The 25660-nt window shown below is 45.6% G+C and carries 25 protein-coding genes and 1 pseudogene; 13 read left to right on the top strand and 13 right to left on the bottom strand.

Annotation, left to right across the window (positions count from 1 at the left end; all coding sequences use genetic code 11):
* Positions 1 to 618 (top strand): ISAs1 family transposase (locus IQ263_RS09320; protein WP_194067187.1); only part of this gene is annotated, 618 nt, incomplete at its 5' end.
* A gap of 178 nt (positions 619 to 796) precedes the next feature.
* Here IQ263_RS09320 and IQ263_RS09325 read toward each other — a convergent pair.
* A complete protein-coding gene (locus IQ263_RS09325) occupies positions 797 to 1045 on the bottom strand; it encodes a hypothetical protein (RefSeq protein WP_194067188.1) in 249 nt (82 codons plus the stop codon).
* 137 nt (positions 1046 to 1182) lie between these two features.
* On the opposite strand from IQ263_RS09325, the gene IQ263_RS09330 reads away from it, so the two are divergent.
* Entirely contained in the window at positions 1183 to 1347 is a 165-nt protein-coding gene (locus IQ263_RS09330) for a hypothetical protein (protein ID WP_194067189.1), read from the top strand.
* A gap of 121 nt (positions 1348 to 1468) precedes the next feature.
* Here the strand turns inward: IQ263_RS09330 and IQ263_RS09335 are convergent, their stop codons facing one another.
* Positions 1469 to 2755, bottom strand: a complete 1287-nt coding sequence (locus IQ263_RS09335) for an MFS transporter (RefSeq protein ID WP_194067190.1) — start codon at positions 2753 to 2755, stop codon at positions 1469 to 1471.
* Between the two features lie 358 nt (positions 2756 to 3113).
* On the opposite strand from IQ263_RS09335, the gene IQ263_RS09340 reads away from it, so the two are divergent.
* On the top strand, positions 3114 to 3620 hold the full coding sequence (locus IQ263_RS09340; protein WP_194067191.1) for a DUF4149 domain-containing protein: 507 nt from the start codon (positions 3114 to 3116) through the stop codon (positions 3618 to 3620).
* 242 nt (positions 3621 to 3862) lie between these two features.
* Here the strand turns inward: IQ263_RS09340 and IQ263_RS09345 are convergent, their stop codons facing one another.
* From IQ263_RS09345 to upp, 3 genes are all read right to left on the bottom strand, one after another.
* Positions 3863 to 4156: a TMEM165/GDT1 family protein gene (locus tag IQ263_RS09345; RefSeq protein ID WP_194067192.1), complete on the bottom strand. Its 294-nt coding sequence runs from the start codon at positions 4154 to 4156 to the stop codon at positions 3863 to 3865.
* A 346-nt stretch (positions 4157 to 4502) separates the two neighbouring features.
* Positions 4503 to 4970, bottom strand: coding sequence for a TMEM165/GDT1 family protein (locus IQ263_RS09350; RefSeq protein ID WP_333194281.1), 468 nt, complete (start codon positions 4968 to 4970; stop codon positions 4503 to 4505).
* A gap of 472 nt (positions 4971 to 5442) precedes the next feature.
* On the bottom strand, positions 5443 to 6093 hold the full coding sequence (gene upp, locus IQ263_RS09355; RefSeq protein ID WP_194067233.1) for a uracil phosphoribosyltransferase: 651 nt from the start codon (positions 6091 to 6093) through the stop codon (positions 5443 to 5445).
* 249 nt (positions 6094 to 6342) lie between these two features.
* Between upp and IQ263_RS28385 the strand changes: the two genes are divergently transcribed.
* Both IQ263_RS28385 and crtH read left to right on the top strand, forming a co-directional pair.
* Positions 6343 to 6666 (top strand): hypothetical protein, encoded by a 324-nt coding sequence (locus IQ263_RS28385; protein WP_228049919.1) that lies wholly within the window; start codon positions 6343 to 6345, stop codon positions 6664 to 6666.
* Positions 6667 to 6781: 115 nt separating this feature from the next.
* On the top strand, positions 6782 to 8326 hold the full coding sequence (gene crtH, locus IQ263_RS09365) for a carotenoid isomerase (RefSeq protein ID WP_194067193.1): 1545 nt from the start codon (positions 6782 to 6784) through the stop codon (positions 8324 to 8326).
* Between the two features lie 180 nt (positions 8327 to 8506).
* Here crtH and IQ263_RS09370 read toward each other — a convergent pair whose 3' ends face one another.
* The 3 genes from IQ263_RS09370 to IQ263_RS09380 form a co-directional block, all read right to left on the bottom strand.
* Positions 8507 to 8833, bottom strand: coding sequence for a type II toxin-antitoxin system RelE family toxin (locus tag IQ263_RS09370; protein WP_228049920.1), 327 nt, complete (start codon positions 8831 to 8833; stop codon positions 8507 to 8509).
* Positions 8830 to 9093, bottom strand: a complete 264-nt coding sequence (locus IQ263_RS09375; RefSeq protein WP_194010218.1) for a type II toxin-antitoxin system Phd/YefM family antitoxin — start codon at positions 9091 to 9093, stop codon at positions 8830 to 8832. Before IQ263_RS09375 ends, IQ263_RS09370 begins: the two co-directional genes overlap by 4 nt.
* 167 nt (positions 9094 to 9260) lie before the next feature.
* Positions 9261 to 9701, bottom strand: a complete 441-nt coding sequence (locus tag IQ263_RS09380) for a pentapeptide repeat-containing protein (RefSeq protein ID WP_194010217.1) — start codon at positions 9699 to 9701, stop codon at positions 9261 to 9263.
* Between the two features lie 531 nt (positions 9702 to 10232).
* On the opposite strand from IQ263_RS09380, the gene IQ263_RS09385 reads away from it, so the two are divergent.
* Complete coding sequence (locus tag IQ263_RS09385) at positions 10233 to 13598, top strand: EAL domain-containing protein (protein WP_194067194.1); 3366 nt, start codon at positions 10233 to 10235, stop codon at positions 13596 to 13598.
* Between the two features lie 593 nt (positions 13599 to 14191).
* Here IQ263_RS09385 and sipA read toward each other — a convergent pair.
* Together sipA and IQ263_RS09395 are read right to left on the bottom strand one after the other, a co-directional pair.
* Positions 14192 to 14413, bottom strand: coding sequence for a regulatory protein SipA (sipA, locus tag IQ263_RS09390; protein WP_194067195.1), 222 nt, complete (start codon positions 14411 to 14413; stop codon positions 14192 to 14194).
* 244 nt (positions 14414 to 14657) lie between these two features.
* Positions 14658 to 14861, bottom strand: coding sequence for a hypothetical protein (locus IQ263_RS09395; RefSeq protein ID WP_194067196.1), 204 nt, complete (start codon positions 14859 to 14861; stop codon positions 14658 to 14660).
* Positions 14862 to 15058: 197 nt separating this feature from the next.
* On the opposite strand from IQ263_RS09395, the gene rbfA reads away from it, so the two are divergent.
* From rbfA to IQ263_RS09410, 3 genes are all read left to right on the top strand, one after another.
* Positions 15059 to 15496, top strand: coding sequence for a 30S ribosome-binding factor RbfA (gene rbfA / locus IQ263_RS09400; protein ID WP_194067197.1), 438 nt, complete (start codon positions 15059 to 15061; stop codon positions 15494 to 15496).
* Positions 15497 to 15573: 77 nt separating this feature from the next.
* Positions 15574 to 17220 carry a glycoside hydrolase family 3 protein gene (locus IQ263_RS09405; protein WP_194067198.1) on the top strand — a complete coding sequence of 549 codons (1647 nt, stop codon included), beginning with the start codon at positions 15574 to 15576 and terminating at the stop codon, positions 17218 to 17220.
* A 355-nt stretch (positions 17221 to 17575) separates the two neighbouring features.
* Positions 17576 to 17809, top strand: coding sequence for a DUF4327 family protein (locus IQ263_RS09410; protein ID WP_228049921.1), 234 nt, complete (start codon positions 17576 to 17578; stop codon positions 17807 to 17809).
* A 75-nt stretch (positions 17810 to 17884) separates the two neighbouring features.
* On the opposite strand, the gene IQ263_RS09415 is transcribed toward IQ263_RS09410, so the two are convergent.
* Positions 17885 to 18289 carry a hypothetical protein gene (locus IQ263_RS09415; RefSeq protein ID WP_194067199.1) on the bottom strand — a complete coding sequence of 135 codons (405 nt, stop codon included), beginning with the start codon at positions 18287 to 18289 and terminating at the stop codon, positions 17885 to 17887.
* Positions 18290 to 18312: 23 nt separating this feature from the next.
* Here IQ263_RS09415 and IQ263_RS09420 point away from each other — a divergent pair, with 23 nt between their 5' ends.
* Complete coding sequence (locus IQ263_RS09420) at positions 18313 to 18474, top strand: hypothetical protein (protein WP_194067200.1); 162 nt, start codon at positions 18313 to 18315, stop codon at positions 18472 to 18474.
* A gap of 364 nt (positions 18475 to 18838) precedes the next feature.
* Here the strand turns inward: IQ263_RS09420 and IQ263_RS09425 are convergent, their stop codons facing one another.
* Both IQ263_RS09425 and IQ263_RS09430 read right to left on the bottom strand, forming a co-directional pair.
* Positions 18839 to 19972, bottom strand: coding sequence for an ABC transporter ATP-binding protein (locus IQ263_RS09425; RefSeq protein ID WP_194067201.1), 1134 nt, complete (start codon positions 19970 to 19972; stop codon positions 18839 to 18841).
* A 41-nt stretch (positions 19973 to 20013) separates the two neighbouring features.
* A pseudogene (locus IQ263_RS09430) lies at positions 20014 to 20525 on the bottom strand (HD domain-containing protein).
* A gap of 191 nt (positions 20526 to 20716) precedes the next feature.
* Here IQ263_RS09430 and IQ263_RS09435 point away from each other — a divergent pair.
* From IQ263_RS09435 to IQ263_RS09445, 3 genes are all read left to right on the top strand, one after another.
* Entirely contained in the window at positions 20717 to 21193 is a 477-nt protein-coding gene (locus IQ263_RS09435) for a Uma2 family endonuclease (RefSeq protein WP_339384824.1), read from the top strand.
* A gap of 253 nt (positions 21194 to 21446) precedes the next feature.
* The gene (locus IQ263_RS09440) at positions 21447 to 24254 is read left to right on the top strand and encodes a hybrid sensor histidine kinase/response regulator (RefSeq protein ID WP_194067202.1); all 2808 of its coding nucleotides are present in this window, start codon (positions 21447 to 21449) and stop codon (positions 24252 to 24254) included.
* A complete protein-coding gene (locus IQ263_RS09445; protein WP_194067203.1) occupies positions 24247 to 25584 on the top strand; it encodes a sensor histidine kinase in 1338 nt (445 codons plus the stop codon). The genes IQ263_RS09440 and IQ263_RS09445 overlap by 8 nt, the downstream gene beginning before the upstream one ends.
* Positions 25585 to 25660 lie beyond the last annotated feature (76 nt).

Genomic DNA, 25660 nt, shown 5'->3' on the forward strand with positions numbered 1-25660 from the left:
GATGCTTTGGGATGTCAGAAAGAAATAGCAGCGCTCATAATTAAGAAGAAAGGAGATTATCTTTTAGCGCTAAAAGGGAATCAAAAACTTCTTCATGAAGACGTAAAAACCTGGTTTGAATTAGCTCAAAAAGAAGAGTTTGGTGGCAGAGAGCATAGCTATTATCAACAAATAGAAGCCGGGCATCATCGAGTTGAAAAAAGACAAATTTGGACCGTGGCAGTCTCAGAGCTTCCATCTCTTCATAATCAATCATTATGGACTGGATTAAAAACGGTTGTGATGATCGTAAGTGAAAGACGTTTGTGGAATAAAACAACCACAGAAGTTCGCTTTTATTTAAGTAGTTTAGCCAGTAATGCCGAGAAGATTTCTCAAGCAATTCGCAGTCATTGGGGTATTGAAAATAGCTTACATTGGACATTGGATGTTACTTTTTGTGAAGACAAGAGTCGGATTCGTAAAGATAATTCTCCTGAAAACTTTGCTCTTCTACGTCGTTTAGCCATCAATTTACTGAAACAAGAAAAAGGATTTAAAGGAAGTTTAAAAATGAAGCGGTATCTGGCGGGAATGGATAATAATTATTTAGTCCAAATATTAAACTCTGCCAGTTAACGCTCGAAAACTCAAACAGATTCCCGATCTAAATTGATTCAGCTTCGAGAATTCAGAAGTTCTTAAAGCTCGATTTTTACTGGGTTAATTCCATCGGATTTAATAGTTTTAAGAAAGATTTTTTCAGAAAAAGACTCACGCACAAATATGATTTTTTGTCAACTTAATTTAGATGCGTTTACCCTGCTGTTGATGTGGTACTATCAACTGGTGGCTCCTCGATTTGTTTGAATTCTGATGTTTGAGGGATTTTGAGCGGATTTTCAACAGTTGTATTCAGGCTAATTTTATCATCTGACTCTTTGAAGTCTTGAGTGCTTAATGTTTCTCGATCTGCAATCGGTGGCATGGCTGCCAATGGTAAAGAACCAACAAGTAGATACAGTAAACCTGCTCCGCCGGCACTAAATAGTAAATGTGTTTTCATTGCGACTCCTCACCAAGAAATTCTAAAATTGCTAGTAGCTTTCTAGCGATTGTAAATCTATTTGGTAGCCAAATCCACAAGTTTTAAATTCATGACTTTTAGATTTTTTATATCTTTAATAAGTTCTGTAATAGATTATGCAAAAATGGTGTCGCTGTGCTCTTGGTAGGGGTTCAGGTGCGCCGAGTTACTATACAGATAGACTGTGTACGGAGGCGACTTTGTATAAAATAATTGCTTTAGTTTGCGGAAGCAGGGGCGACGATCGCTCTACCGGGTTTTTCGGCACAATATTTGCTTAAAACTTTCTATTTCGGTTCCAAAATCCGGTTTCTTGGTTCGGGTGTGTATGCCAAAAATGCCGATCGCAATTTGAGGGCGATCGGCATTTTTGGCAATTTATTTATTTGTCTAGTTGACATATCACAAAAGTTGTTTTTTTGCAATAATTTTTTCTTTCAACATGGGATCGAGCTTTCGCAAAATCGCGATCGCCAATATCACGCTAACAGCCAAACCCAACCAAAAATTATCCGCCCCCAATTTACCCTGATCCAAGGCGAAACCGCCCAGCGGCGGCCCGATTAAATAGCCGATCGCCCAACACTGAGAATTAAGCGCCAAATACACGCCCCGCAAAGAATCCGGCGCTAAATCCACCACCAAAGCCGAAGCAAAAGGCGTATAAGCAACTGTCGCTAAGGACAAAAAGCTCAAGCCTAAAACAGCTAAAAATAGATTGCCAGTTGCTGCCATTCCCGTCAAGCCGATCGCGATAAATCCCATTCCCCACAGCAGCGCCGAAATCATCAAAGCTTTTGGATGGGAAAACCCCCTCAAAGCTTTCACAATCGGCAGTTGCAAAGCTACCGTTAAAAATGTACTAAAAGCAAACAAAACGGTAATTGTACCTGTAGAAAAGCCTCCTCCCGATGTCCCCACCTGCACAAACTTACTAAAATACAGCGGCATTGTGGTTTGAATTTGGGAAATGTAGAGAGTGAACAAAATATTTACCGAGGCATATACTAGCAAAGTGCGATCGTTCAACGCCACCATCCAGCCATTTTTGAGATTTTTTGGGCTTGCATCTGTTGCAGTAGAAGGTTTATAGGTTTCTGAAATCGCGATCGCCACCACCGCAAACAGCACTATAAACGAGATACCGTCGATAATAAAGAGCGATCGATAATTCCCCGTTACCGCAATCAAAACACCGCCAAAAATAATCCCAACTTGCAAACCCAAATTATCAGCAAGCCGCGTCAAAGCAAAAGCCTCCTGTCGCCGATCGCCCTCCGTTAAATCCGCCACCATTGTCTCCGTTGGAGGCCAATACAAACCCACGCCAAAACCCATCAGTACATTTCCTGCAACTAAGCCGCCGAAATTATTAGTTGCCGCCAGTACAAAAGAAGCCACAGCCGCAATCATTGTCGCCAGCAATAAAGTTCGCCGCCTTCCCCAAAATTTAGAATCGCAAAAAGAACCGCCCAAAACGCGGCCGAATATTCCCGCAATTGAACCGATACCCAAACCGATACCAACAGCAGTTGCAGATAAACCGACGCGATCGACAAAAAAGATCGGCGCATAAAATAAAGTAAAACCGGTGCCGCTTTGGGAGAGGAATCTGCCTGCGGCGAGAATCCAGACTTGAGTGGGGAGACGGGGAAGCCAAGATGATAGTTGAAATTTCAATTTAGGCATATACAGCAGATTGTAGGTCGATGGAGTTAGCAATTAGTGGTAAATTAATAGGGTGTCTCAGCTTTGAGCGGTCAATATATCGATCGAACAATCCCCGCTGACGCACCACCCTACAACGGACTAAATTAGTAGCGTGCCTCAGCTTTTAGCCGTTAATTATCTATAAAACAATCCGCTGCGGTTGCGCCTAAAATTACAAATGCTCGATCGCGCGATCGAACATTTTCCCGCCAGCTTAACAATTCTTCTAAGTCAGTTAAAAAAGTTACCATTCATTTAAAAATACTTAACACGATTTTCTAGAAAAGTTAGTTAAACTCTAGAAAAGGCAGAAAAAAATTTTAGAGGGTCTAATTATATGACAGCTATTACAACATCAAGAGTGGAATCAATCAAACCGCGCTGGCAAGCAATTGTCATGGTAGCCCTAATTTTCTGGCTCAGCGCTAGCCTGATTATGGATTTAGTAATTATGCCCAGCCTGTTTGTATCGGGAATGATGACATCTCCTGAGTTTGCAACAGCCGGAAATATGATGTTCTGGGGATTCAACCGCGTTGAGTTGATCTGTTCGGGCGTGGTAGCAACGGGTTTGATGGTTTTGAGCAATTTATTCGGTGACTTCGGCAAGCGCAGTCGCACAGCAATCATATTATCATTGGTACTTCTGGCGATCGCCCTAATTGACACCTACAGCCTCACACCTCAAATGAGCGCCTTGGGAATGCAGCTAAATCTGTTCGATTCAGCAGCAGAAGTCCCCGCCGGAATGAATTTACTGCACCAAGGATATTTTGTCTTAGAAGCTGCGAAGTTGACCCTCGGCGCTACCTTAGTGGGCTGGTGCTACCAAAACCAAGTTTAACCGACACAATCCTCAGAGGTTGAGTTGATAAAAAACTCAAAAATTAGCGGCGGGCGTGAATTCACACCCGCCGTTAATTTTTGGAAATTTTAGCCATCTTGATATATAGCGGTTATCAAGCGTGGTGAGGTATGCCCAATGCCCGATGCCCAAGGCCCAATCCCTCCGCTTCGCGCTCGCCCTGTTTGGCCAATGCCGCATACTACCTCATCTTTCTGAAAAAGGCTATATTTCAGTCAATCCTACTCGGAAGCTTCCGCCTCATCAGATTTTGGCCACAGCAACCGCAAGCCCATTACCGCAAATCCGATCGCCGCGATCGTCTTTACCAATTGTTCCGGTAACACCTCCGCCGTACCTTGTCCAACCAAAACACCGATTAAACTAGCCAGCAACAGCGCCGACGCAGTGCCGAAAAATACAGCCCTAGGCGAGTTAGAACTGCTACCAAGGGCGATCGTAGCTAATTGACTTTTGTCACCCAATTCTGACAAAAACACCGTCATAAAAGTTATTCCTAAAAGTTGCCAATCCATGTTTATTTTTTAGTTATGAATTTGTAGGGCGCACAACGCGCACCGATTGAATTTGTAGACTTACCCACAGGCTCCCAGAAACCAGGTTTCTCTCCAAAATCTTCGGTTTCACCCAAAGATGCAGCCAGAAACCAGGTTTCTTGCAACTTATCCCCACCCAATCAGTAATATCAAATCCTCTCTTCATCGGAATAGTAAATTCACTGTTGACTGTTGACTGTTGACTGTTGACTGTTGACTGCTGACTGTTGACTGCTGACTGTTAACAGTTAACAGTTAACATCATGTATGAGTGCAACCTGACATGATATAATTACCATTTCTAAAATCTAAAATCTCAAATCGTTTATCCCAGCACTTCCCACAGCAAAGCCGCCGCAATCAGCAGCAAAATCACCCCAGCAGCTCTCTCCAAAGTTTTCGGAGCAATCCGACTAGCCAGCCACCTTCCCAGCAAAACCCCCAGCAAACTGGTTGCTATCAAAGCCGAACCCGCACCCGCAAAAACAATCCAAGGATTCCGAGATTCAGCCGTCATCAGCAAAATCGCGAGCTGAGTTTTGTCTCCAATTTCAGCAAAAAAAATAGTTCCAAACGTCGAAGCAAAAATTGCCCAGTGGTTGGGCTTCAGTCCTTTTTCTTCCTGACAAATATCGGCATTTGTACTCACTGAGAGTTCAACCTGCTCCGGGGTTAAAGCAGCACAACTCTTAGAAGCCTCTATTATTTGTGTTTGTAGGTGTTGTGGCAAGTCGGAATTGGGGGTGGGTGAGTCAGAACCAGACAAGCTTGGCGGTAAAGAATCAAGTTTCACGGGCAATGAGTGCTAAACGCTATTTATTTTTGACTTCTAGTTTTAATCTTAACTTTCTCTGTGCCTGATTTTACTTGCGCCCGGGTAATCTTTTTTACCGGAGTTTCCAGAAACTAATTCCAGAAACCACTCACCGCGCCTAAATACGCACAAATCGAACCAGACAATTTTAGATTTTAGATTGAAGAATTGGGGATGATTCACTGGATATGGGTTTAATCTCATGTCCGGTGAATTGACCGCAATCAGTAAGGTTCGTAGTACGTCAGTCAGTGTCCGCTCTTGCGTTGCGGACTCGCATTCGGCACGGGCGATCCGTTTTTGTTATAGTAATCGATCGCACATGATATGACGCTTCCCTACAGTTGCACGATTTAGGAAAAATGATACAACCGCGAGATTTATCTGTGGAATCAATTTTTCAATCAAAAATCCACAATCCACAATCCACAATCCAAAATCTAAAATTGTATTAGGTGCCGTAAGTTCGATCGCCCGCATCACCCAAACCAGGTACAATAAAACCCTGTTCGTTGACTGTTTCGTCGATCGTCGCCGTGTAAATAATCAAATTCGGGTACTCTGCACTCAGCATCTTCAAAGCTGGAGGAGCAACCACCACAGAAATAATCCGAATCAAGCTCGGATCAATTCCCCGCGAAGTCAACTCCCGCATAGTCGCCCCAATCGTACCACCAGTCGCCAGCATCGGCTCGCTAATTATCACCCGCGTTTGGGGATTAAACTGCGCCGGCAATTTATTCAGATAACAACTCGGTTGCAGCGTCTCCTCATTCCTCGCCATCCCCAGATGGTAAACCGAAGCCAGCGGCACCACCGTCTGAATTCCTTCCAGCAGCGACAAACCCGCCCGCAAAATCGGTACCACAACTAACGGAGCTTCCGGGTTAATAAACGTCGCCGGACATTGTGCCAAAGGTGTCTGCACCGTTGTCTCCACAGTCGGCAGCCAATCTCGAATTGCCTCGTAGGCCAGCCACCTTCCCAATTCTGTCATCGCAGAACGAAAAAGTACCGATGGGGTGGCCGCGTCGCGGGCGACAGCCAGCCAGTGTTTGATTAACGGATGTGGAGGAACGTAAACGCGCAGTTGCAGGGACATGAGGAAATTGCCGAGATTGCTAGGTTTCAGGGATTTTATGCACAGAGCGATCGTTTTCGTTGGCGTAGCCCCCGTAGGGGCGGGCTTCGCTAACGATCGCTCTGTGCAACTTATCACAATCTTTAATCGAAAATCTCAAATCGAAAATGGAACATCTCAAATCCTACAACTGGCTTGGTTTGCCGACCGCCGCCAACTTATTGAAATATTTTTCTAATAGTGTTGACATTAATTAGCAACAAGGCTATAGTGATTTTTAGTGTTCTCCTCTCAAAGGATCGGCAGACGGGGGCAGTCGGCAATGGTAGACTGTTCCCGCATTTTTTTTGGGAAGCCAGAAGCCTTGCGAAGGAAGAAGGCATCCGAAGGAAGAAGAAAGAGGGAAGTTCGGCAACGGATTATGTAACGGATGTAACGGATTATGTAACGGACGTAAGTCCGTCGGAAGAAGGAAGAGGGAAGAAGGCATCCGAAGGAAGAGGGAAGAGGGAAGAGGGAAGAGGGAAGAAGGAAGAGGGAAGAAGGAAGAGGGAAGACACAAGAAGGCATCCGAAGCTAGAAGCTAGAAGCTAGAAGCTATAGGTTAGAACAGGCTGACACACCAGAGGTAGAGGGAAAATCGCAGAGGCAAGAGTTCAGGAAGGGCGATCGACTGTAAAATTATCTCAATATTAAGATTTTTAACCTAATGTCAGCTCCTACTCAATCCCAGTTATTCTCTCCCAACTCCGGCCCTACAGAGCAAGAATTTGATGTGATAGTCATCGGTTCCGGCATTGGCGGACTCGTGACAGCCACCCAGCTAGCAGCCAAGAAAGCCAAAGTTTTGGTGCTCGAAAGCTACACAATTCCCGGCGGTAGTGCTGGATATTTCGATCGAGAAGGCTACAGATTTGATGTCGGAGCCTCCATGATATTTGGATTCGGACAGCGCGGCACCACTAACCTCCTCACCCGCGCCCTCAAAGCAGTCAACGTCACCCTAGAAACAATTCCCGACCCCGTGCAGCTTCACTATCACCTACCCGACGGCTTGGATTTGGAAGTACCCCAGCCTTATGAGAAATACTTGCAAGAATTAACCGACAGGTTCCCCCACGAACGCCAAGGAATCCAGAAATTTTATGGCGAATGCTGGAACGTCTTCAACTGCCTCAACGGCATGGAATTGCTATCCCTAGAAGAACCCGGATATCTGGTGCGAGTCTTCTTTCAAAATCCTTTAGCCTGTTTGGGATTAGTAAAATATTTGCCTCAAAATACTGGCGACATTGCGCGGCGCTACATAAAAGACCCGACTTTACTAAAATTTATCGACATGGAATGCTACTACTGGTCTGTAGTACCTGCAGACTTAACACCGATGATTAACGCCGGAATGGTATTTTCCGACAGACATTACGGCGGCATAAATTATCCCAAAGGCGGAGTCGGTCAAATTGCCCAAAAATTGGTCGAAGGATTAGAAAAATGCGGCGGGAAAATTCAATACAAAGCTAAAGCAAAAAAAATTATCACAGAAAACGGCCGCGCTGTCGGAGTCGAACTCGCAACGGGCGAAGTTTACCGCGCCAAGCGAATAGTTTCTAACGCCACGCGCTGGGATACTTTTGAAAAATTGCTGCCTGCAGAAGAGATGCCAGCTAGCGAGAAGAAATGGCAGCAGCGCTATCAAAAAGCACCGAGTTTCCTGAGTTTACATTTGGGAGTGGAAGCAAGCGCCATCCCTGCCGGTACTGCCTGCCACCACATTTTGTTAGAAGCTTGGGACAAAATGGAAGCGCCGGAGGGAACTATTTTAGTCTCAATTCCGACCGTGCTAGACCCGGATTTAGCTCCGGCAGGATATCACATCGTTCACGCTTTTACTTCGAGTTGGATGGAAGAGTGGGAAGGACTGGCGGCGCAGGAATACGAGGAGAAAAAAGAAGAGGCTGCGGGGAGAATTATTGACAGATTAGAAACAATTTTTCCCGGTTTAGATGCTGGTTTGGATTATATGGAAGTGGGGACTGCGCGTTCTCACCGCCGCTTTTTGGGCCGCGAAGACGGAACTTACGGGCCGATTCCGCGACAGAAGTTAATGGGTTTGTTGGGAATGCCGTTTAATCGAACTTCTATGCCTGGTTTGTATTGTGTGGGCGACAGTACGTTTCCGGGACAGGGTTTAAATGCGGTGGCGTTTTCTGGCTTTGCTTGCGCGCACCGAATTGCTGTGGATTTGGGGTTCTAGGAGAAATGTGGCAACACAGGTTGCCCCATTTCTAACTCAGGACTTATGGATTGGGAGGTAATTCTGTTATATAGCGGTTCTCAGAAAGATGAGGTATGCCCACGGTGGCCTATGCTCTATGCCCACGGAGGCCTATGCCCTATGCCCTATGTCGGACATACCTCACCTTTACGAGAAAGGCTATATATCTGAAAGTTTTTCTAGGATAGAGTAAATGTCTTTTTTGTCACCATCTTTACGTCTCCCCAGTCCTACAACAACAACCATAACTCGCTCTTGCTCGACTTTGTAAACAATGCGATAGCGCTGTCCAACGGCTCGGATACTGCGAAATCCAGATAAGTTATCAACAAGCGCTTTGCCTTGCTTCTCTGGTTCAATTTTGAGTTTATCGATGCGATCGCGCAGTTTCTCCTGTTCTCGTCTATCTTTGACTTCCGCCAACATTTCCAGGGCCAACGGCGTAAGTTGGATTTCGTATTCGATTGAATTTGCTTCGCCTTTCATAGTCCCAGTTTTGCCTTAGCATTTTCCCAGGAAACAGTTTTGCCTTCGTCTGCTTGGGTGATGCTTTGGCGAAGTTTGGTAACGAATTCAATATCGGTGAGAATATCCAAGGTTTCGAGGAGTTCAGTCAAATAGTTGTAGCTGATTGCCGCCATAACGGGAACACCATCTTGAGTGATCACGATCGGCTGATCGGTGAGTTCTTGAAGTAGGTTGGGAAGCTGCTGCTGTGCTTGGGCAATGGTGAGTCGTTTGGACATGGCTGTATTTGACAACTTGAATTAAGATTATGAGCATTAAAGCAATACTAATTTTAATTTAGCACCTGGGTTCAAATAGGACGTATCAATTAAAAACCCGGTTTCTGGGGAGAAACCGGGTTTTTTAACTGGAAAAGGGTGCTTTGCATTCTTTCTTTAAAAAGAGTTTACTGGTCGTAGCTGCCGCCGACACCGATTTTGGTATTGTAGATTTTGGCATCAGTAATGGTCATATCTTCCATTGATGCACCGGATACGTCGGCGGTGTTGATGATGGCTGCGGTCAGATTTGCCCGATCGAGGTCTGCATCATTTAAACTGGCGTTAGTCAAGAAAACTGCGGTTAAGTTAGCACCAGTCAAGTTAGCCGCCGTCAAGTCAGCACCTTCGAGGTTAGCGCGATAGAGGTTAGCACCTTGCAAATTTGCTTCTCTCAAATCTGCACCAATTAAATGAGCCCCGGTCAAATCTGCTCCAGACAAGTCGCACTGAAAACATTGGCCGGTTGACAGTAACTGTTTTACTTGAGCCGGATTTTCGGCACGGGTTGGGCCGGCGAACAGTAAGGGAGCAATTAAAAGAGTTGCGGTTAATAGATGGCGTTTCATATTTTTTTCCTCTGCCTATTATGTGTTTAAGTTCTACTGTTTATATCTACAATTTTACCACGGTTGTTTTCGCAACTTGCAATCTAAATCACATATCTACTGTGATATCGATTGCCTCTGACAGCGCACAGATGGTTTCCTAAAGCTCGCAAAATTTAATGTCGCAAAACTTAACAATGCCAAACTTTAAGACAATGCTTTTTTGTAGTAACATATTCTATATTAGCCAAAATCGTCCGTAAATGTGTCTTTCTAAAGAAGGATCTGATTGATAACGCGATCGATCGTTGTAGCAGGTAACTCGATCGCCAAAAAAATCAAAACCAACACACTATTTTTAATAAAAGTGTCACGAGACTCAAAATTTAACTTAAAATAAAGATCGGCTTATAACTTTGTAGGTAGAGCTAGAGCCGTCACCGGCCTGCTACCGGGCAAAACAACAGGTGCATTTTTTACAAGAAATTTTTATGCTGTCTCAGCAGCGCTGTAAAACTCCAGCTAGTGCTTGGAAAGCAGGGCTTTTTTGGAATGTCGCAGAGCCAGCGCGATCGCAAAAATCTATTAAATATGTTCAAAAACGATTCCTCCAAGTATCTGCCGACTTTAGATCGAGTAATTGACCGCTCCCCCTTGACAGTTGGGCCAGATACCCCATTAGCAGAAGTAATTACGCTCATGGGCCAACAGCGCCCGACTTGTCCTCTAAACGCAGATATTCCCACAACCAATCTCTACCAGCAGCTAACAGAAATTGCCGATCCGCACACCTCAAACATCCTCAGAGATGCCAGAGGGATCTGCGTCTTTGTGGTGCAAACATCTCTAGAAAAATCAAACTGGCAATCTGCTCAAAATTGTCAATTACAAGGAATTTTTACCGAGAGAGATCTCGTCGATTTGATTGCTTCCGGCAAAAATTTAAAAAATGTTACGATCGCAGAAGTGATGCGACAGCCGACGGCAACGCTGACAAATGATGAAGATCGAGACATTTTTAGCGCCCTAATTCTGCTTAGCCAACATAAAATTCACCACCTGCCAGTATTAGATCGCAGCGGTCAACTCCTAGGAGTAATTACCCCCGAAAGTATTCGCCAAGCAATGGTGCAACCGGCAAATATCTTAAAAATGCACAGCGTCAAAGAAGTAATGACCGCAGAAGTGATTCAAGCGCCTCGCTCAGCGTCTGTTCTGAGTTTAGCTGAGTTGATGGCGCAGCACCGCGTTAGCTGCGTGGTAATTACAGAATCCAGAGAGTTATCGATGAATTTGCCGTTCCCAATTCCCGTAGGTATCGTCACAGAACGGGATATTGTGGAATTTCAAGCTTTAGATATAGATTTGTCGCAAACGATCGCCCTCACAGTGATGAGTAGCCCCTTATTTAGTCTCAAGCCAGAAGACTCGCTGTGGGTAGCTCATCAGGAAATGCAGCAGCGTTTAGTCCGCAGGTTGCTAGTAAGGGGCGAACGCGGAGAACTGTTGGGAATAGTTACTCAAAGTAGCTTGCTGCGCGTGCTCGATCCGATGGAAATGTCCGGGGCGATCGATCTGCTGCACGATTTAGTCGCACAACAAACTAGCGAATTGCAAAAAGCGATTGTCTCCCTCAGCTTGACTAACAGCCGGCTGGAAACGGAAATCGCTACCCGCCAGCAGGCCGAGGTGCGGCTGCAACTCCTAGAATCGGCCGTAGTTAACGCTAACGATGCGATCGTGATTATGGATGCGGGAAACAGCGATATCTCCGATCCCGCCATCATATACGTCAACGAAGCTTTTACCCAAATGACCGGCTATCAGCCCGAAGAAATTATCGGCCAAACACCCAGTTGTCTGCGCGGGCCCGACAGCGACGGCGCTCAAGTTGCCAAAATTCGCCGCGCTTTCTCTCGCCTTGAACCGCTGCGCTTGGAATTGATCAACTACCGCAAAGACGGTTCTACTTATTGGGTGGAACTTAACAGCGTACCCGTTGCTGACGAGTTGGGGAAAGTCACCCACTGGATATCCGTGCAGCGAGATATTAGCGATCGCAAGCGCATGGAACAAGCATTTTTTGAGGAAAAAGAACTCGCTCAAGTTACTCTACAATCGATCGGCGATGCCGTAATTGCTACTGACAGCAACGGCTGCATTTCTACCCTCAATCCAGTTGCTGAACAACTCACCGGTTGGTCAACCTCGGAAGCAAGAGGTTTGCCCCTCGCCAGCGTGCTGAGAATAGTTGACGAAACTACCCGGATGCCGATCGAAAATATCGCCGAAATCGCTTTGTACGAAGGTCGAATCGTTGACCAAGGAAACAACAGCTTGCTGATTGCTCGCCACAACCGCGAATTTGCGATCGACCACTGCGTCGCCCCCATCCACGCCAGCAACGACCAAATTATCGGGGCCGTCGTTGTGTTCCGAGATGTCACCCAAGTGCGAACTCAAGCGCGGCAGCTAACCTGGCAGGCAACTCACGACCCCTTGACGCAATTGGTCAACCGCCGCGAATTTGAATATCAGCTAGAACACGCCCTGCACAGCGCTCAAGGTTACGGCGAAGAACACGTAATGCTTTACCTCGATCTCGATCGCTTCAAAATAGTTAACGACACAGCAGGTCACGTTGCAGGCGACGAACTGCTCCGCCAAGTCAGCCAGCTATTTAAAAGCAATATCCGCAAAACCGATATTTTGGCGCGTCTCGGCGGCGATGAGTTTGCTGTACTCCTGTACAATTGCCCCCCAGAACAGGGCTTAGATGTTGCAAAATTGCTGCTGCAAAGCATTCAAAAATTCCGGTTTGGGTGGCAGGACAAAACTTTTTCGATCGGCGTTAGTATCGGTTTGGTGGCAATTAATCGCAAAACAACATCGACATCTGCGGTGTTGAGCGCGGTCGATCTAGCCTGCTATGCTGCTAAAAATAAAGGCCGCAACCGGGTGCAGATTTATCGATCGGGCGATCGGGAATTAATCAAACAGCACGGCGAAACCCAGTGGGTAGTGCAAATTAATCAAGCTTTAGAAGAGAATCGCTTGCGCTTGTACTCTCAGCCGATCGTACATTTGCTCAACCCGTCAGCCACCGGCATCCACTGCGAAATCCTGCTGCGCCTCCAGCTTGCAAACGGTCAGTTAGTGTCGCCGATGGCGTTTATTCCCGCCGCCGAACGCTACAACTTGATGCAGGCGATCGATCGCTGGGTAATTCGCACTTTATTTAGCAACTTATCTCAATTATTTACAGCCAATTTATTAGTCCAAAACCCAGAAGCAGAAAGCGCTCGAATTGTTACCTTACCTGCTGGATCTCCCCACTCTAATTCACAATCCTCCTTTGGCAAATATCCCACCCTTTATGCAATCAACCTTTCTGGCGACAGCATCAACCAAGAAAAGTTGATCGAGTTTATTCAGGAGCAGTTTTCTATCCATCAAATACCGCCACAAATAATTTGCTTTGAAATTACCGAAACTGTGGCGATCGCCAATCTCAGCAAAGCAGCAAGCTTAATTTGGAAACTCAAAGAACTCGGCTGCAAGTTTGCCTTAGACGACTTCGGCAGCGGGATGTCTTCCTTTGCTTACCTGAAAAGCTTGCCCGTTGATTATATCAAAATTGATGGTAATTTTATTAAAAATATCACAGATAATCCTATTGATATCGCAATGGTGGAAGCTATCACCAAAATTGCTCACGTCATGGGAATTAAAACTATTGCCGAGTATGTCGAAAATCAAGCGATTATGGATAAGATCAAGGAACTTGGGGTAGATTACGCTCAAGGTTATTTCTTGGGAAAACCCCAACCCTGTAACTTTACATCTCCTCATATAGAGGAAGTATTGGAAGATTTTCAGGTTAATCCTCTAACTTTGGAAGCAAAGTTAGCTTCTTAAAAATGGAAGTTTGGCAACAAATTTTTTAGCAAATTTAACGGATGTAATGAACACCTATTATAGCCTTTCAAGCGAAAGATGAGGTAATGTCGGGCATAGGGCATAGGGCATAGGGCATAGGGCATAGGGCATAGGGCATACCTCACTTTTTTGAGAAAGGCTATACATTCATTCGAGATCATTTTTTTATATTATCTGCGTCTATCAGTCTTAATTTGCCTGGCATCTGCAGTTGACATATCAATTAAATAAAGATTTATGCAATAAGTCTAGAAAAGAAGCAAAAGGCAAAAAGGAAAAGGCAGATTTTAATTGTGATATCATATCAAATCCGGTAGTATCGGAATTATTCATATCTCTATTCTCTCTCTCTGTGTCCTCTGTGTTCTCTGCGGTTAAATCATTCCGATGCAACCGGAAACGATATCAATTCCCAATTCCCAATAACAACTACCAACTAACAACTGCCAAATAATAACTGCCAAATAATAACTAAGAGGGCGGGCACGCACCATCCACCGCCCCTACTGCCAACTAACAACTAACAACTAACAACTGCCAACTAACAACTGCCAACTACCAACTGCCAACTATCAACTGTCAACTGCTTCTATGTACTGACTGTCTAACAGAAAAGCACCTTTTTCAAAGCGAATGCCCCAATAATTGCCGGGACGCCGATCGAGTACAACACCCTCAGCGCCGATCGCAATTAAATTTGCAGGCCGCAGCATCGGCATCGGTTCAGCAGTTTTCACGTAGGGCGGCATCGCCACAACTCGGACTTTTTGACCGACAGTAAATTCTTTTTCCATGAGTTTTGCGCCCTAAAAAAACACGGCGATAAAGGAATTTTAACACGGATACGCGGATGGATTTAATTATCTTACTATCTCTCCAATGTTATGGAGTTTTACAAGGTTGGATTTATTCTATAAAATCGAACAAATTTCATTCCCCAAGGGGCGGATGGGAAAGGAATATTTGTGTTTAATTGATTAATTAGGAATGGATATTACAATGGAATCATGAAGCACGATCGAGGGAATTACGGCAAAATCATTGATATTTTAGGCTGCCATCTTCGTTATATTCAAGTTCATGATATTTTCCCCCTAACCCTAAGTCATAAACACATCGTTGGTAGTTTTTGGCTCCCATGTCGAAAGGGTTAGTCCTGTTCAATCTTGCCCATTCAGCTATCTTTAGCTGGTTACTTAGCCCTGAAGCATCGGCTACGGTTTTGACAATCCAATCAAACATTTTTTCCCTCTAAGCTGTATCTCACTCTAGGTCTCTATATTAGCTATATATTCACCACACCGGTTATCAAACATTTTTTTCCTCTAAGCTGTGTCTCACCCCTAACTCGGACGATCGCCCGTAACACCCCTGACCGATCGCGCTACAATTGTCAATTGGGATGAAAACGGCCGATCTAAAAGTAGGGGATAGTTGGTATGGCTACAAGTCGTCGCATTGAGCGCGTAGCTTCAATGATTAAGCGGGAAGTTAGCCTGATGCTGCTGAACGGCATTAAGGACGATCGGGTAGGTGCAGGTATGGTTAGCGTTACCGATGTAATTGTTTCGGGAGACCTTCAGCATACCAAAATCTTTGTCAGCATTTACGGTACTGATGAGGCAAAGGCCGAGACTATGGAAGGTTTGAAATCGGCAACTAGCTATGTCCGCAACCAGTTAGGCCAACGGGTGCAACTGCGCCGGACGCCGGAAGTGATATTTCTCGAAGACCGTTCCCTAGAACGCGGGGATAAAATGCTGATACTGCTAAATCAGCTTTCTGCCGATCGCAAACCCGGTATGTTTGATGACGAAGAATTGGCGGATGGCAATGAAAATGATGATGATGATGATTTGAAAACAGACGAGGATTAGTATCTGAAGCTAGTCAACCGCCAACTGACAACTGACAACCGCCAACTGACAACTGACAACTGACAACTGACAAATTCATGATAGACAATCTTTCCTTGCCCGAATTGGTAGCCCAGATGTTCGTAGTGCGGGCTTCCGGCTGCTTGTTCGACCACCAAATTCGCTATCCCGAATGGGAACCAACGGCTAGCAAACTCCGCTATTATCTGGAAAAGTTGGGCGTGGGCGGGGTGATTTTGGTGGGGGGAAGTGCTGCTGAGTTGGCGGTTCGATCGCACCAATTGCAGTCTTGGGCAAAATTTCCGCTGCTGCTGGCGGCTGATATTGAGGAAGGTGTCGGCCAGCGCTTCGCCGGGGCGACTTGGTTCGGGCCACCGATGGCTATTGCCGAAATTGCGCGGCACGATGCAGCGGCGGCCGATCGCTATGCTGAACAAATGGGCGCTGTGACTGCGATCGAAGCTAGGGCGATCGGTCTTAATTGGATTCTCGCACCGGTGGTTGATGTGAACAACAATCCCGACAATCCCGTGATTAACGTCCGCGCTTTTGGCGAAACGCCGGAAATTGTTGGCAAATTAGCCAGTGCTTTTATTCGCGGCGCAGGCGAACACCCGGTTTTGACAACAGCTAAGCATTTTCCCGGCCACGGAGATACGGCGGTTGATTCTCACTTGGAATTGCCGGTTTTGCCGCATTCGCCAGCGAGATTGACCGAGGTTGAGTTGCCTCCTTTTGTCCGGGCGATCGCCAGCGGAGTCGATGCTGTGATGAGCGCTCATTTGCTGATTCCGGCTTGGGATTCCGAGTTTCCTGCTACTCTTTCTCGCAAAATTTTGATCGGGAAGCTGCGAGAAGAGTTGGGATTTGAAGGTTTGATCGTGACTGATGCTTTGGTGATGGGCGCGATCGCCAATAAGTACGGCCATAACGAGGCTGCTGTTTTGGCGGCTGAGGCTGGTGCTGATATTTTGCTGATGCCGCTTGACCCGGAAGGGGCGATTTTGGCTGTCTGCGAAGCTGTCACTCAAGGACGGATTTCATTATCACAAATCAAGGAATCTGTCAAGCGAATTTGGCAGGCGAAAATTAAGGTAGGTTTGTCGATCGATCCCACAGCCACAAATCCTAAATTCGACCCCGCCCAGCCCCTCTTTGTTAAGGGGGAGAGTTCCGGCGACTTAGGTTTGCTGGCAAATCCCGAAGCAAGGGCAACGGCTGCCGATATTTTGCGAGATTCTTTAAAGTTTGGGGGAAATCTACCTTTAATAGCGAAAAAACCCTCAGAAAACCAGTTTTTGCGGAATTTGATTATTGTAGATGATGTTTTGGGTTGCGAGTTTTTGGGAAAACACACTCCGGCGATCGCCCGGCCCGAAGAGTTGGGTTACGAATTGCAACTAATTGACGATCGCACAGGTGCGATCGCCCATAATTCAAGTTCAGAGCATTTTTCTCCGACACTGCTACAAATTTTTATTCGCGGTAATTGTTTCCGAGGCAGTGCCGATTTAACCCAAGCAGCTAGAGATTGGTTTAAGAAATTATTAAGCACCGGAGAACTGCAAGCTGTGCTAATTTACGGCAGTCCCTACGTTTTAGAGCAATTTTTACCACATTTGCCTCCCAGTATTCCTTATGTATTTTGTTTCGGGCAAATGCCGGCCGCGCAATCCCTCGCCTTAGAATTGCTGTTCGGTACTTACCAAACGGGCAATAGTTGAACAGTCGGACTCCTGAATATGTCCTTTGCAGGCTCAGCAATTGAATCGATATACCCGGTTTCTCGCCAGAAATTTGGCTGGCGGCCAAGCATTCAGCATTCACGAATCAGACACTGATGTCTGATTCGTGAATGCAGCTTTGTAGCAAACCCGCCGCCTGTTAGCCTGGAACATCTGCTGCGTTTCAAAATCCGAAAATAGATCCGATGCTTACTCAGGATTCCTATAATCTTTTTTAATCAATCGGTCAAGAGTATATGTGTATACAGAAAAAAAATAACTTACATATTCGGAAGTTTGGATTATATTATTACCAGGGACATAATTTTTTTTAGTAAAACCTTGAGGGCGCATCATGATTAACTCAACTATTAACCAACTTCACTACTCTTTAGATGTTATCCAAGATGAAGCGCGCCATCTCGTGCGTGAGGGCGTACTTAGCCGACAACAACCAATCTACACGCTTTGTCAGTTCATCCCGCCCAGAGAGTGGTCTTGCGTCGAGGGAGAACTAGAAAAATGGGACTTCTTGCTGCGCGATCGCATCGGCGACCTGATCGGTTCTGAAAAATGGGACAATGACTAAAGTTTAGTTCCGTTAAATAAATTTGCAAGTAAGTTTGCAACTAAAATCCGGCGGTGTTAAAGAATTTTGAATTCTTTAATCCTGGGAATTTTCGGCGCGCAACTTTTCCAATTCAACCCTCAGCGCTGCCATCTGTGCAGTTAATTCTTGAATCTGTTTTACATCAGCCTGTCCAACCGACTCCGAAAAAGTGTCAGTTGCTGTATCGGATTGCTGGTGGGAGACGGATTCGTCGCTGCTTGCATTATCCTTCTCGCCCGGTGGGGAGAAAATTGTATCGACAAAATTCCGCGCTTCTTTCTCGGTCATTTCCCCTTTTTCCAGCAACTCATCCGCGAGAAGGCTCAAATCTGACTGGAGTTTGTCCAGATTTTCTTCTCGCTTTAAGGGATCTTGCAAGGTCTCAATCAAAAAAGAAGTTGCACCTAAAGTCAGGTGAAATCCTGTTTGCAGGATTTGAGGCAGGTTGTCGGGATTCATCTACAAATGCCACTAGAAGGCGGTTGGGAGTTTTTGGTTCGCGAGTTACTCCCAATGGGGCGGGGTTGCCGCTTTTTGGGGGAATATCCGAAGTTATCGATCGCGATCGCCCGGAATCAGGAAATATCAGTTTCTCGGGGACGCTTTTTCCTTGCGAACATACTAACTTTACCATTACTCTGTAACTTGAGAAACGTCAAGTGTAAAGTTTTGTAATGAGCGATATATAGCCTTTTTCAGAAAGATGAGGTACTATGCGGCATAGGGCATTGGCCCGCGCAGGGCATTGGCCCGCGCAGGGCATTGGCCCGCGCAGGGCATTGGCCCGCGCAGGGCTATCCTCACCACGCTTCATAACCGCTATAGAACCCATTTGACATCTTTGAGTTTTTGGGTTGGGTGACGAGAAATATAGAGAGAAACCCGGTTTCTGAGCAAAATTTGCGCCGGGAACGAGAAATCTAGGAAGAAACCGGGTTTCTGAACTCAGCGTGATTCCGAGACAATCTATGGAAGATTTGAGATTGTGAGATTTGAGGTTGAATCCAGTTAAGGATATAGCGCCTCGCCCGTGGAGGGGTCAAAGATAAATAGTCGATCGAAGTCAAGCTGTACCTTCAGCCGATCGCCCGGACGCAAGCGAACACTCGCAGGTACTTGCACCTGTATAGTAGTTTCAGCGTTCAACAAAGGCAAACTCGCCCGGACTAAAGTTTCTCGCCCCAGAGGTTCCACTACTTTTACCTCTACTTCCAGAGGGACTTTTTCTAAAGCCCAAAGATCGATTTTCAAATCATCTTTTTCTGTTGTTTGCGGCTTAAAAATTTCTATATTTTCTGGACGGATGCCTAAATCAAATCCTTGTCCTTCTCTAGGGTGCAATCTTTGTTCCAGTGAGGGCGGACAGGCTAAAGATTGATCTCCCAAAATAAAGGATTCGTTAGCATAAATTGCCGGCAAAATGTTCATGGCTGGATTGCCTAAAAATGTGGCAACCATGCGGTTAGCTGGTTTGGCATAAATGCTTTGCGGAGCTCCGATTTGTTGAATTTTACCCGCATTTAAAACTACAATTTTATCCGCTAAAGTCATCGCTTCCACTTGGTCGTGGGTGACGTAAACCGTGGTAATTCCCAGCCGTTGATGCAGTTGTTTGAGTTCGGCCCTAGTGTCATCTCGCAGTTGCGCGTCGAGGTTGGAAAGCGGTTCGTCTAAGAGAAATACTTGCGGTTCGCGGGCGATCGCCCTTCCGAGTGCTACCCGCTGTTGCTGTCCGCCCGATAGCTGTTTCGGCTTGCGGTTGAGGAGATGGTCGATCGAGAGCGATCGGGCTACAGTTTCGACACGTTCTTGAATTTTAGTCGAGTCAACATTCCGCATCCGCAATCCAAAAGCCAAATTTTCGGCGACAGTCATGTGGGGGTAAAGCGCGTAGTTTTGAAACACCATTGCGACATCCCGCTGTCTAGCCGGAATGTTGTTAACTAAATTATCTCCAATATAAAGATTACCAGAAGTTGCAGTTTCTAAACCTGCGATCGTCCGCATAATTGTGGATTTTCCGCAGCCGGAAGGCCCGACTAATACCCAAAATTCCCCATCCGGGATTTTGAAAGTTATGTTGTCGATTGCGGTGACGTTTTGGTAGCGTCTGGTAATATTTTCTAAGCGAACGTTGGCCATTTGTTAGTAGTTATTGGTTATTAGTTATTGGTTGTTAATTTTTACTTTTTGTATTCATAAAGCTTGGTTAATCCTAAAACTTTGCGGTCTAATTCTTCAACGAGCGGCGTTAACTCAGCTTGGCGGAATGCTTCTACTAACGAACGATAATACCAGAGAGAACCTTCTTTTTTGCCTTTGAAGCGTTCCCAAACAGTATCGCCTAATTGACTGACGGGAATATTTCAGGATCGATCGCACATTATAAAGTTTATCAGCCGCCGAGACCAATTTGACCGAGCTAGAAGCTATAAGAATGCGATCGCTGTCACAGTATCGCCAAACCGGCGGCGGATGGCTTCGCGGGTGGTGGGGCCGCCTCCATCTGCGATCGCATCGTGAAGCAAAGCTGCGATGCGATCGGCTCATCTTCAGAAGCCCCATATTCTAAAGCTATACTAGCAGTACCTAACAAATGGGCAATATACCGAACGCCGGAACCTTTGCGGATTTGAGTTGCGTGCAATTCGGCGGCATAGATCGGGGCTTCAGAAAAACGGTTTGAGAGTATCATTGCAATAGAGTATTTGTTGAGTCAAAGTATTGACGTGAATGTTTGAGTAAAGCGACGCAATCACGATGACAACTACTTTAATCTTATCAAAAAAACCTCAAAATGACTCCGAAAATTTTACGAAAATACAATCGCAAAACATTATATCTTTAGAAGAATCTTTCGTCAACCCGCCGGAGAGAATAAAGTGAATTGACGGTAATTTAGTGGAGAAAACAGGCATGAAATTTAAACAGGGTTTAGCTCAATCTAAATTAGCCCGTTACTGGAGAATTAACAAAGACTCCAACGGACAGGGAGGAGAATTTTTTACAGAAACACTTTGCCGAACTGCCAAACAACACCGCCGTCACGATGTCGCTTACATCACTCCCGAACTGCTCCCACCATCAGGCAATTTTACAGCATTTTCCCAAAGTTTTCCCCTGATAGCAGAAGTTGCTTCGCCGGAAAACAGCGGCGAAGACTTATTTACGAAAGCTCAGGAATATTTGGAATCTGGCTGTCAGAAAGTCTGGCTGCTATTTCCTGAAGCGAGATTAGTATTTGTGAATGCAGCAGGTCAAGGCTGGCGTTTATTTAATGCGAATGAAGTTGTTAATACCCAGATTATACTTCCAGGTTTTAGCATCGCAGTTAGCGAATTATTGGCAATAATAATTTGTTAGAATAAATTATTATTGTCCTCAAAAAAAATAGAAATTTTCTACTAACGGAGCGGAGCCAATGACCGTCTCTGGGCCACTATAACGGTTCTCAAGCGTGGTGAGGTATGCCCTGCGCGGGCCAATCCCTCCGCTTCGCTCCGCCCAATGCCCTGTTTGCCCTGTTTGCCCAATGCCCTGCGCGGGCCAATGCCCAATGCCGGATAGTAGCTCATCTTTCTGAGAAAGCCTATATATATTTACTCTGTGGAAAATTATGCTCTCTAAATCCCCAATTGCTACTCCAGCCTTTAGAAAGGTTTCCCTGCGAAGCTGTCTGGTTGTTCCCTTTGTCGTACAAATTTTCGCGGTGGTAGGATTGACAGGGTATCTGTCGCTGCGAAACGGACAAACAGCAGTGAATGAACTAGCGACTAAGTTGCAAAGGGAGGTGAGTAACCGTGTAGATCGACACCTCGACAGCTATGCGGCTGCAACCCGCAATTTGACTCAAATTAACGGCGAGCAAATTGACTTGGGATTGTTGAACTTACAGGATGCCGATCGCCTCGCTCAATTCTTTGCAAAGCAGGTAAAAACCTACAACGTTGGCTATATCCTCTACGGTTCTAAAACGGGGGACTTTATCGCATCGGGATATTACCGCGAGTCAACCATTCTCAACCACGGCAATCCTGAGATTAGCCTGGTTTTACCTAAGCGCTACGGCAATCCTGATTTGTACAACTACATGACGAATGACCGAAGCCAGCCAACTAAAATGTTTGAAACCACCAAAGCGTATCAGTTCCAGAAGGAAGGCTGGTACGCTAAAGGTGCCGAGACTGGCAAGCCTGGGTGGAGCGAAATCTATCAATGGGAGACTAATAACTACCCGCTGTCGATCGCCACGAGTCGCCCCATTTATGACAAGAATAATCAGTTGATCGGCAGTGTGGGAGTGGAACAGCGCCTTTCACAAATTAGTGACTTTTTACGTGAAATTAATGTTAGTAAATCCAGCAAAGTGTTCATTCTCGAACGCAACGGATTACTCGTTGCCACCTCTAGCGATGCGCCCGTATTTTCGGTGACAAACGGCAAACCTCAGCGACTGCGAGGTTTTGAGAGTCAGGACGTTTTAATTCAAGCTACGTCGAAGCATCTAGGCGATCGCTTCGGCGATCTCAAAAGCATTAAAACTGTTCAGCAGCTAGACTTTCGACTCCAGAGTCAGCGGGAGTTTGTTCAAGTAACTCCCTGGCAGGATGAATGGGGATTGGACTGGCTGGTAGTCGTCGCCATGCCCGAATCAGATTTTATGGGACGAATTAATGCCAACACAGTCAACAGGATTTGGCTGTGCTTGGGCGCATTAGGATTAGCAACGGTTTTGGGTATCTACACCTCGCGCTGGATTGCTAGACCAATTTTGCAGATCGGTAAGGCATCGTCGGCGATCGCCGAAGGAAAACTTGACCAAAACGTCGCAGCCTCTGGTGTTAAAGAACTGGATGTGCTTGCTCAATCCTTTAACCGCATGGCGCAGCAATTGCGCGATTCCTTCACCGCCCTAGAGCAAACTAACCAACAGCTAGAACAGCGAGTTGAACAACGCACCGCCGAACTCCAGTCTGCAAAACAAGTAGCAGATAATGCCAACAAAGCAAAGAGTGAATTTCTTGCCAACATGAGCCACGAACTCCGCACTCCCCTCAACGGTATTTTGGGCTACGCTCAAATCCTCCAACGCAGCACCGCGTTGCCAGCGAAAGAACGTCATGGGGTAGAAATCATGCACCAGTGCGGAAATCATTTGCTGGGGCTGATCGAAGATGTGTTGGACTTGTCCAAAATTGAAGCGGGCAAACTAGAACTTACACCTCAAGCGATTCACTTTCCCTCATTCCTTCAAGGTGTCGCTGAAATCTGTCGCATTCGTGCTGACCAAAAAAACATTAATTTCGTTTACGATCCCGATCCCCAGTTGCCTGAAGGGATGTTTGTTGATGCAAAACGGCTGCGCCAAGTATTGCTCAATTTGCTAGGAAATGCGATTAAATTCACCGACCAAGGTTATGTTAAGCTTAAGGTTAACGTCATTGATAATCATGCCAATCCGTCCGCTCCCAGAATCGGATTTCAAGTCGAAGATACCGGTTTGGGAATTGCACCTGAGCAATTGGATAAAATTTTTCAGGCTTTTGAACAAGTTGGCGATCGCCAGCGCCAATCCGAGGGTACCGGTTTAGGACTGGCGATCGCTCAAAGAATTGTCCAACTCATGAACGGACAAATCCAAGTTAAAAGCCAACCCGGAGTTGGTAGTAATTTCTTTTTTGAGGTGGAACTGGCGATCGCTACCGATTGGGCACAGCAAAACTCGATCGCAACTGGAAAACAAATTATTGGTTATGAAGGAGAACGACGCAGTATTCTGGTAGTAGACGATCGTTGGGAAAACCGAGCCGTTCTCGTCAACTTGCTAGAGCCACTTGGATTCCTGCTGACTGAGGCCGACAATGGACTTGAAGCATTGAAAAAAATTCGACAGTCTCCACCAGATTTAGCGATTACAGACTTGATGATGCCAGTCATGAACGGCTTTGAACTGCTCGAACAAATTCGCAGCGAACATAATTTGCGACACCAGAAGATTATTGTCTCTTCTGCATCGGTGGCACCAGCAGACCGACAGATGAGTTTAGATGCAGGGGGAAATGATTTCCTCGACAAACCAGTGAATGTCAGTGAATTATTCAACCTTTTAGCCACTCATTTAGAATTAAATTGGAAATATGAAATTCAAGTATCCAACGAGTCTAAAGCATCCACTTTGACGACTACTTTAGAAAAGCCAGAAATAATAATAATTCCTGACATTGTACAGATAAATGAATTGCTAAATCTGGCAAACAAAGGCAACTTAAAACGGCTGCGAGAATACACAGAGCATCTTGCTCAATCCAACCCTCATTACGCTGGTTTTGCCTCACAAATTATTAATCTTGCTAAGCAATTTAAAGCCGAAGAAATTGAAGAATTGCTGAAACAATACCTGACAGAGGAGAAAACAGATGTCTAGTCCAGAATTAATTCTGGTGGTGGATGATACCCCTGCGAACTTAGAAGTAGTTTGTGAAACCTTAAGTGATGCGGGATATGAAGTAGCAACCGCGATCGACGGCGATCGCGCTCTGAAGCGAGTCCGAGCTTATCCTCCCGATTTGATCTTGCTTGATGTTCAAATGCCAGGAATTGACGGCTTTGAAACCTGCCAGCGTCTGAAGGCAGATCCCGCAACAGCCAGCATTCCTATCATTTTTATGACCGCTCTCTCCGATGCTGAGAGTAAGTTGAAAGGATTTGCATTAGGTGCTGTGGACTACATCACCAAACCCTTTCAAGAAATTGAGGTGTTAGCACGGGTGAAAACTCATTTGCAGCTACGGCAGTTAACCAAAAATCTAGAACAGCGTGTAGCTGAAAAAACCGCTGATTTAGAAGCCGCACTCACACAACTCCAACAATCTCAAATTCAGTTAATCAACAGCGAGAAAATGTCTGTTTTGGGTAATTTAGTGGCGGGTGTCGCACACGAAATTAATAACCCGCTCGGCTTTCTGGTTGGCAATCTCAAACCTGCTAAAGACTATATTAAAGATTTATTTCAACTGATCGATTTATACCAGCAAGAACTATCTCATCCGAGTGCAAAACTACAGGAAGTAGTGGAGGAAATAGACTTGGAATACTTGCAAGAAGATTTACCTAAGTTGATGGATTCGATGGAACAAGGAGTCGCTCGTATTTGCACGATCAGCACCAGTTTAAGAACCTTCTCGCGTTCTGATTGCGATCGCCCTATTTTTTTCGATATCCACGAGGGCATTGACAGCACGCTCTTGATTCTCAAGCATCGCCTCAAAGCCAATGAATCTCGCCCGGAAATTAAAGTCATCACAGACTATGGTGATTTACCAAAAGTAGAATGCTTTGCGGGACAGTTGAATCAGGTATTTATGAATCTGTTGGCAAATGCGATCGATGCCGTTGAGGAATCAAATCAAGGATGCAGTTTTGCTCAGATCAAAGCCAACCACAACCAAATTACTGTCAAAACCCAATTGTCGGAAGATCGGGTGGCGATCCGAATTCAAGATAATGGGATTGGCATGACTCCTGATGTGAAGCAAAAAATTTTCGATCATCTGTTTACAACCAAAGCCGTGGGCCAAGGAACAGGGCTAGGATTGGCGATCGCCCGTCAAATCGTAGTCCAGAAACACTCTGGAACTTTAGAAGTCAACTCAAATTTAGGTGAAGGTACAGAGTTTGTGATTTCAATTCCGGTGAAGGATCTCGCTGTAAAAGACTTTCAGCAAACGAGCTGTGTTGGGGCAGCATACAGATGATTGGTGATGTCCCAAAGGCGATCGGCCCCCGCACAAACTCAACTGTTGTTAACCGAAAAATCCCAGTATGGTCAAT

The sequence above is a fragment of the Tychonema sp. LEGE 06208 genome, assembly GCF_015207505.1.
GTDB lineage: Bacteria > Cyanobacteriota > Cyanobacteriia > Cyanobacteriales > Microcoleaceae > Microcoleus.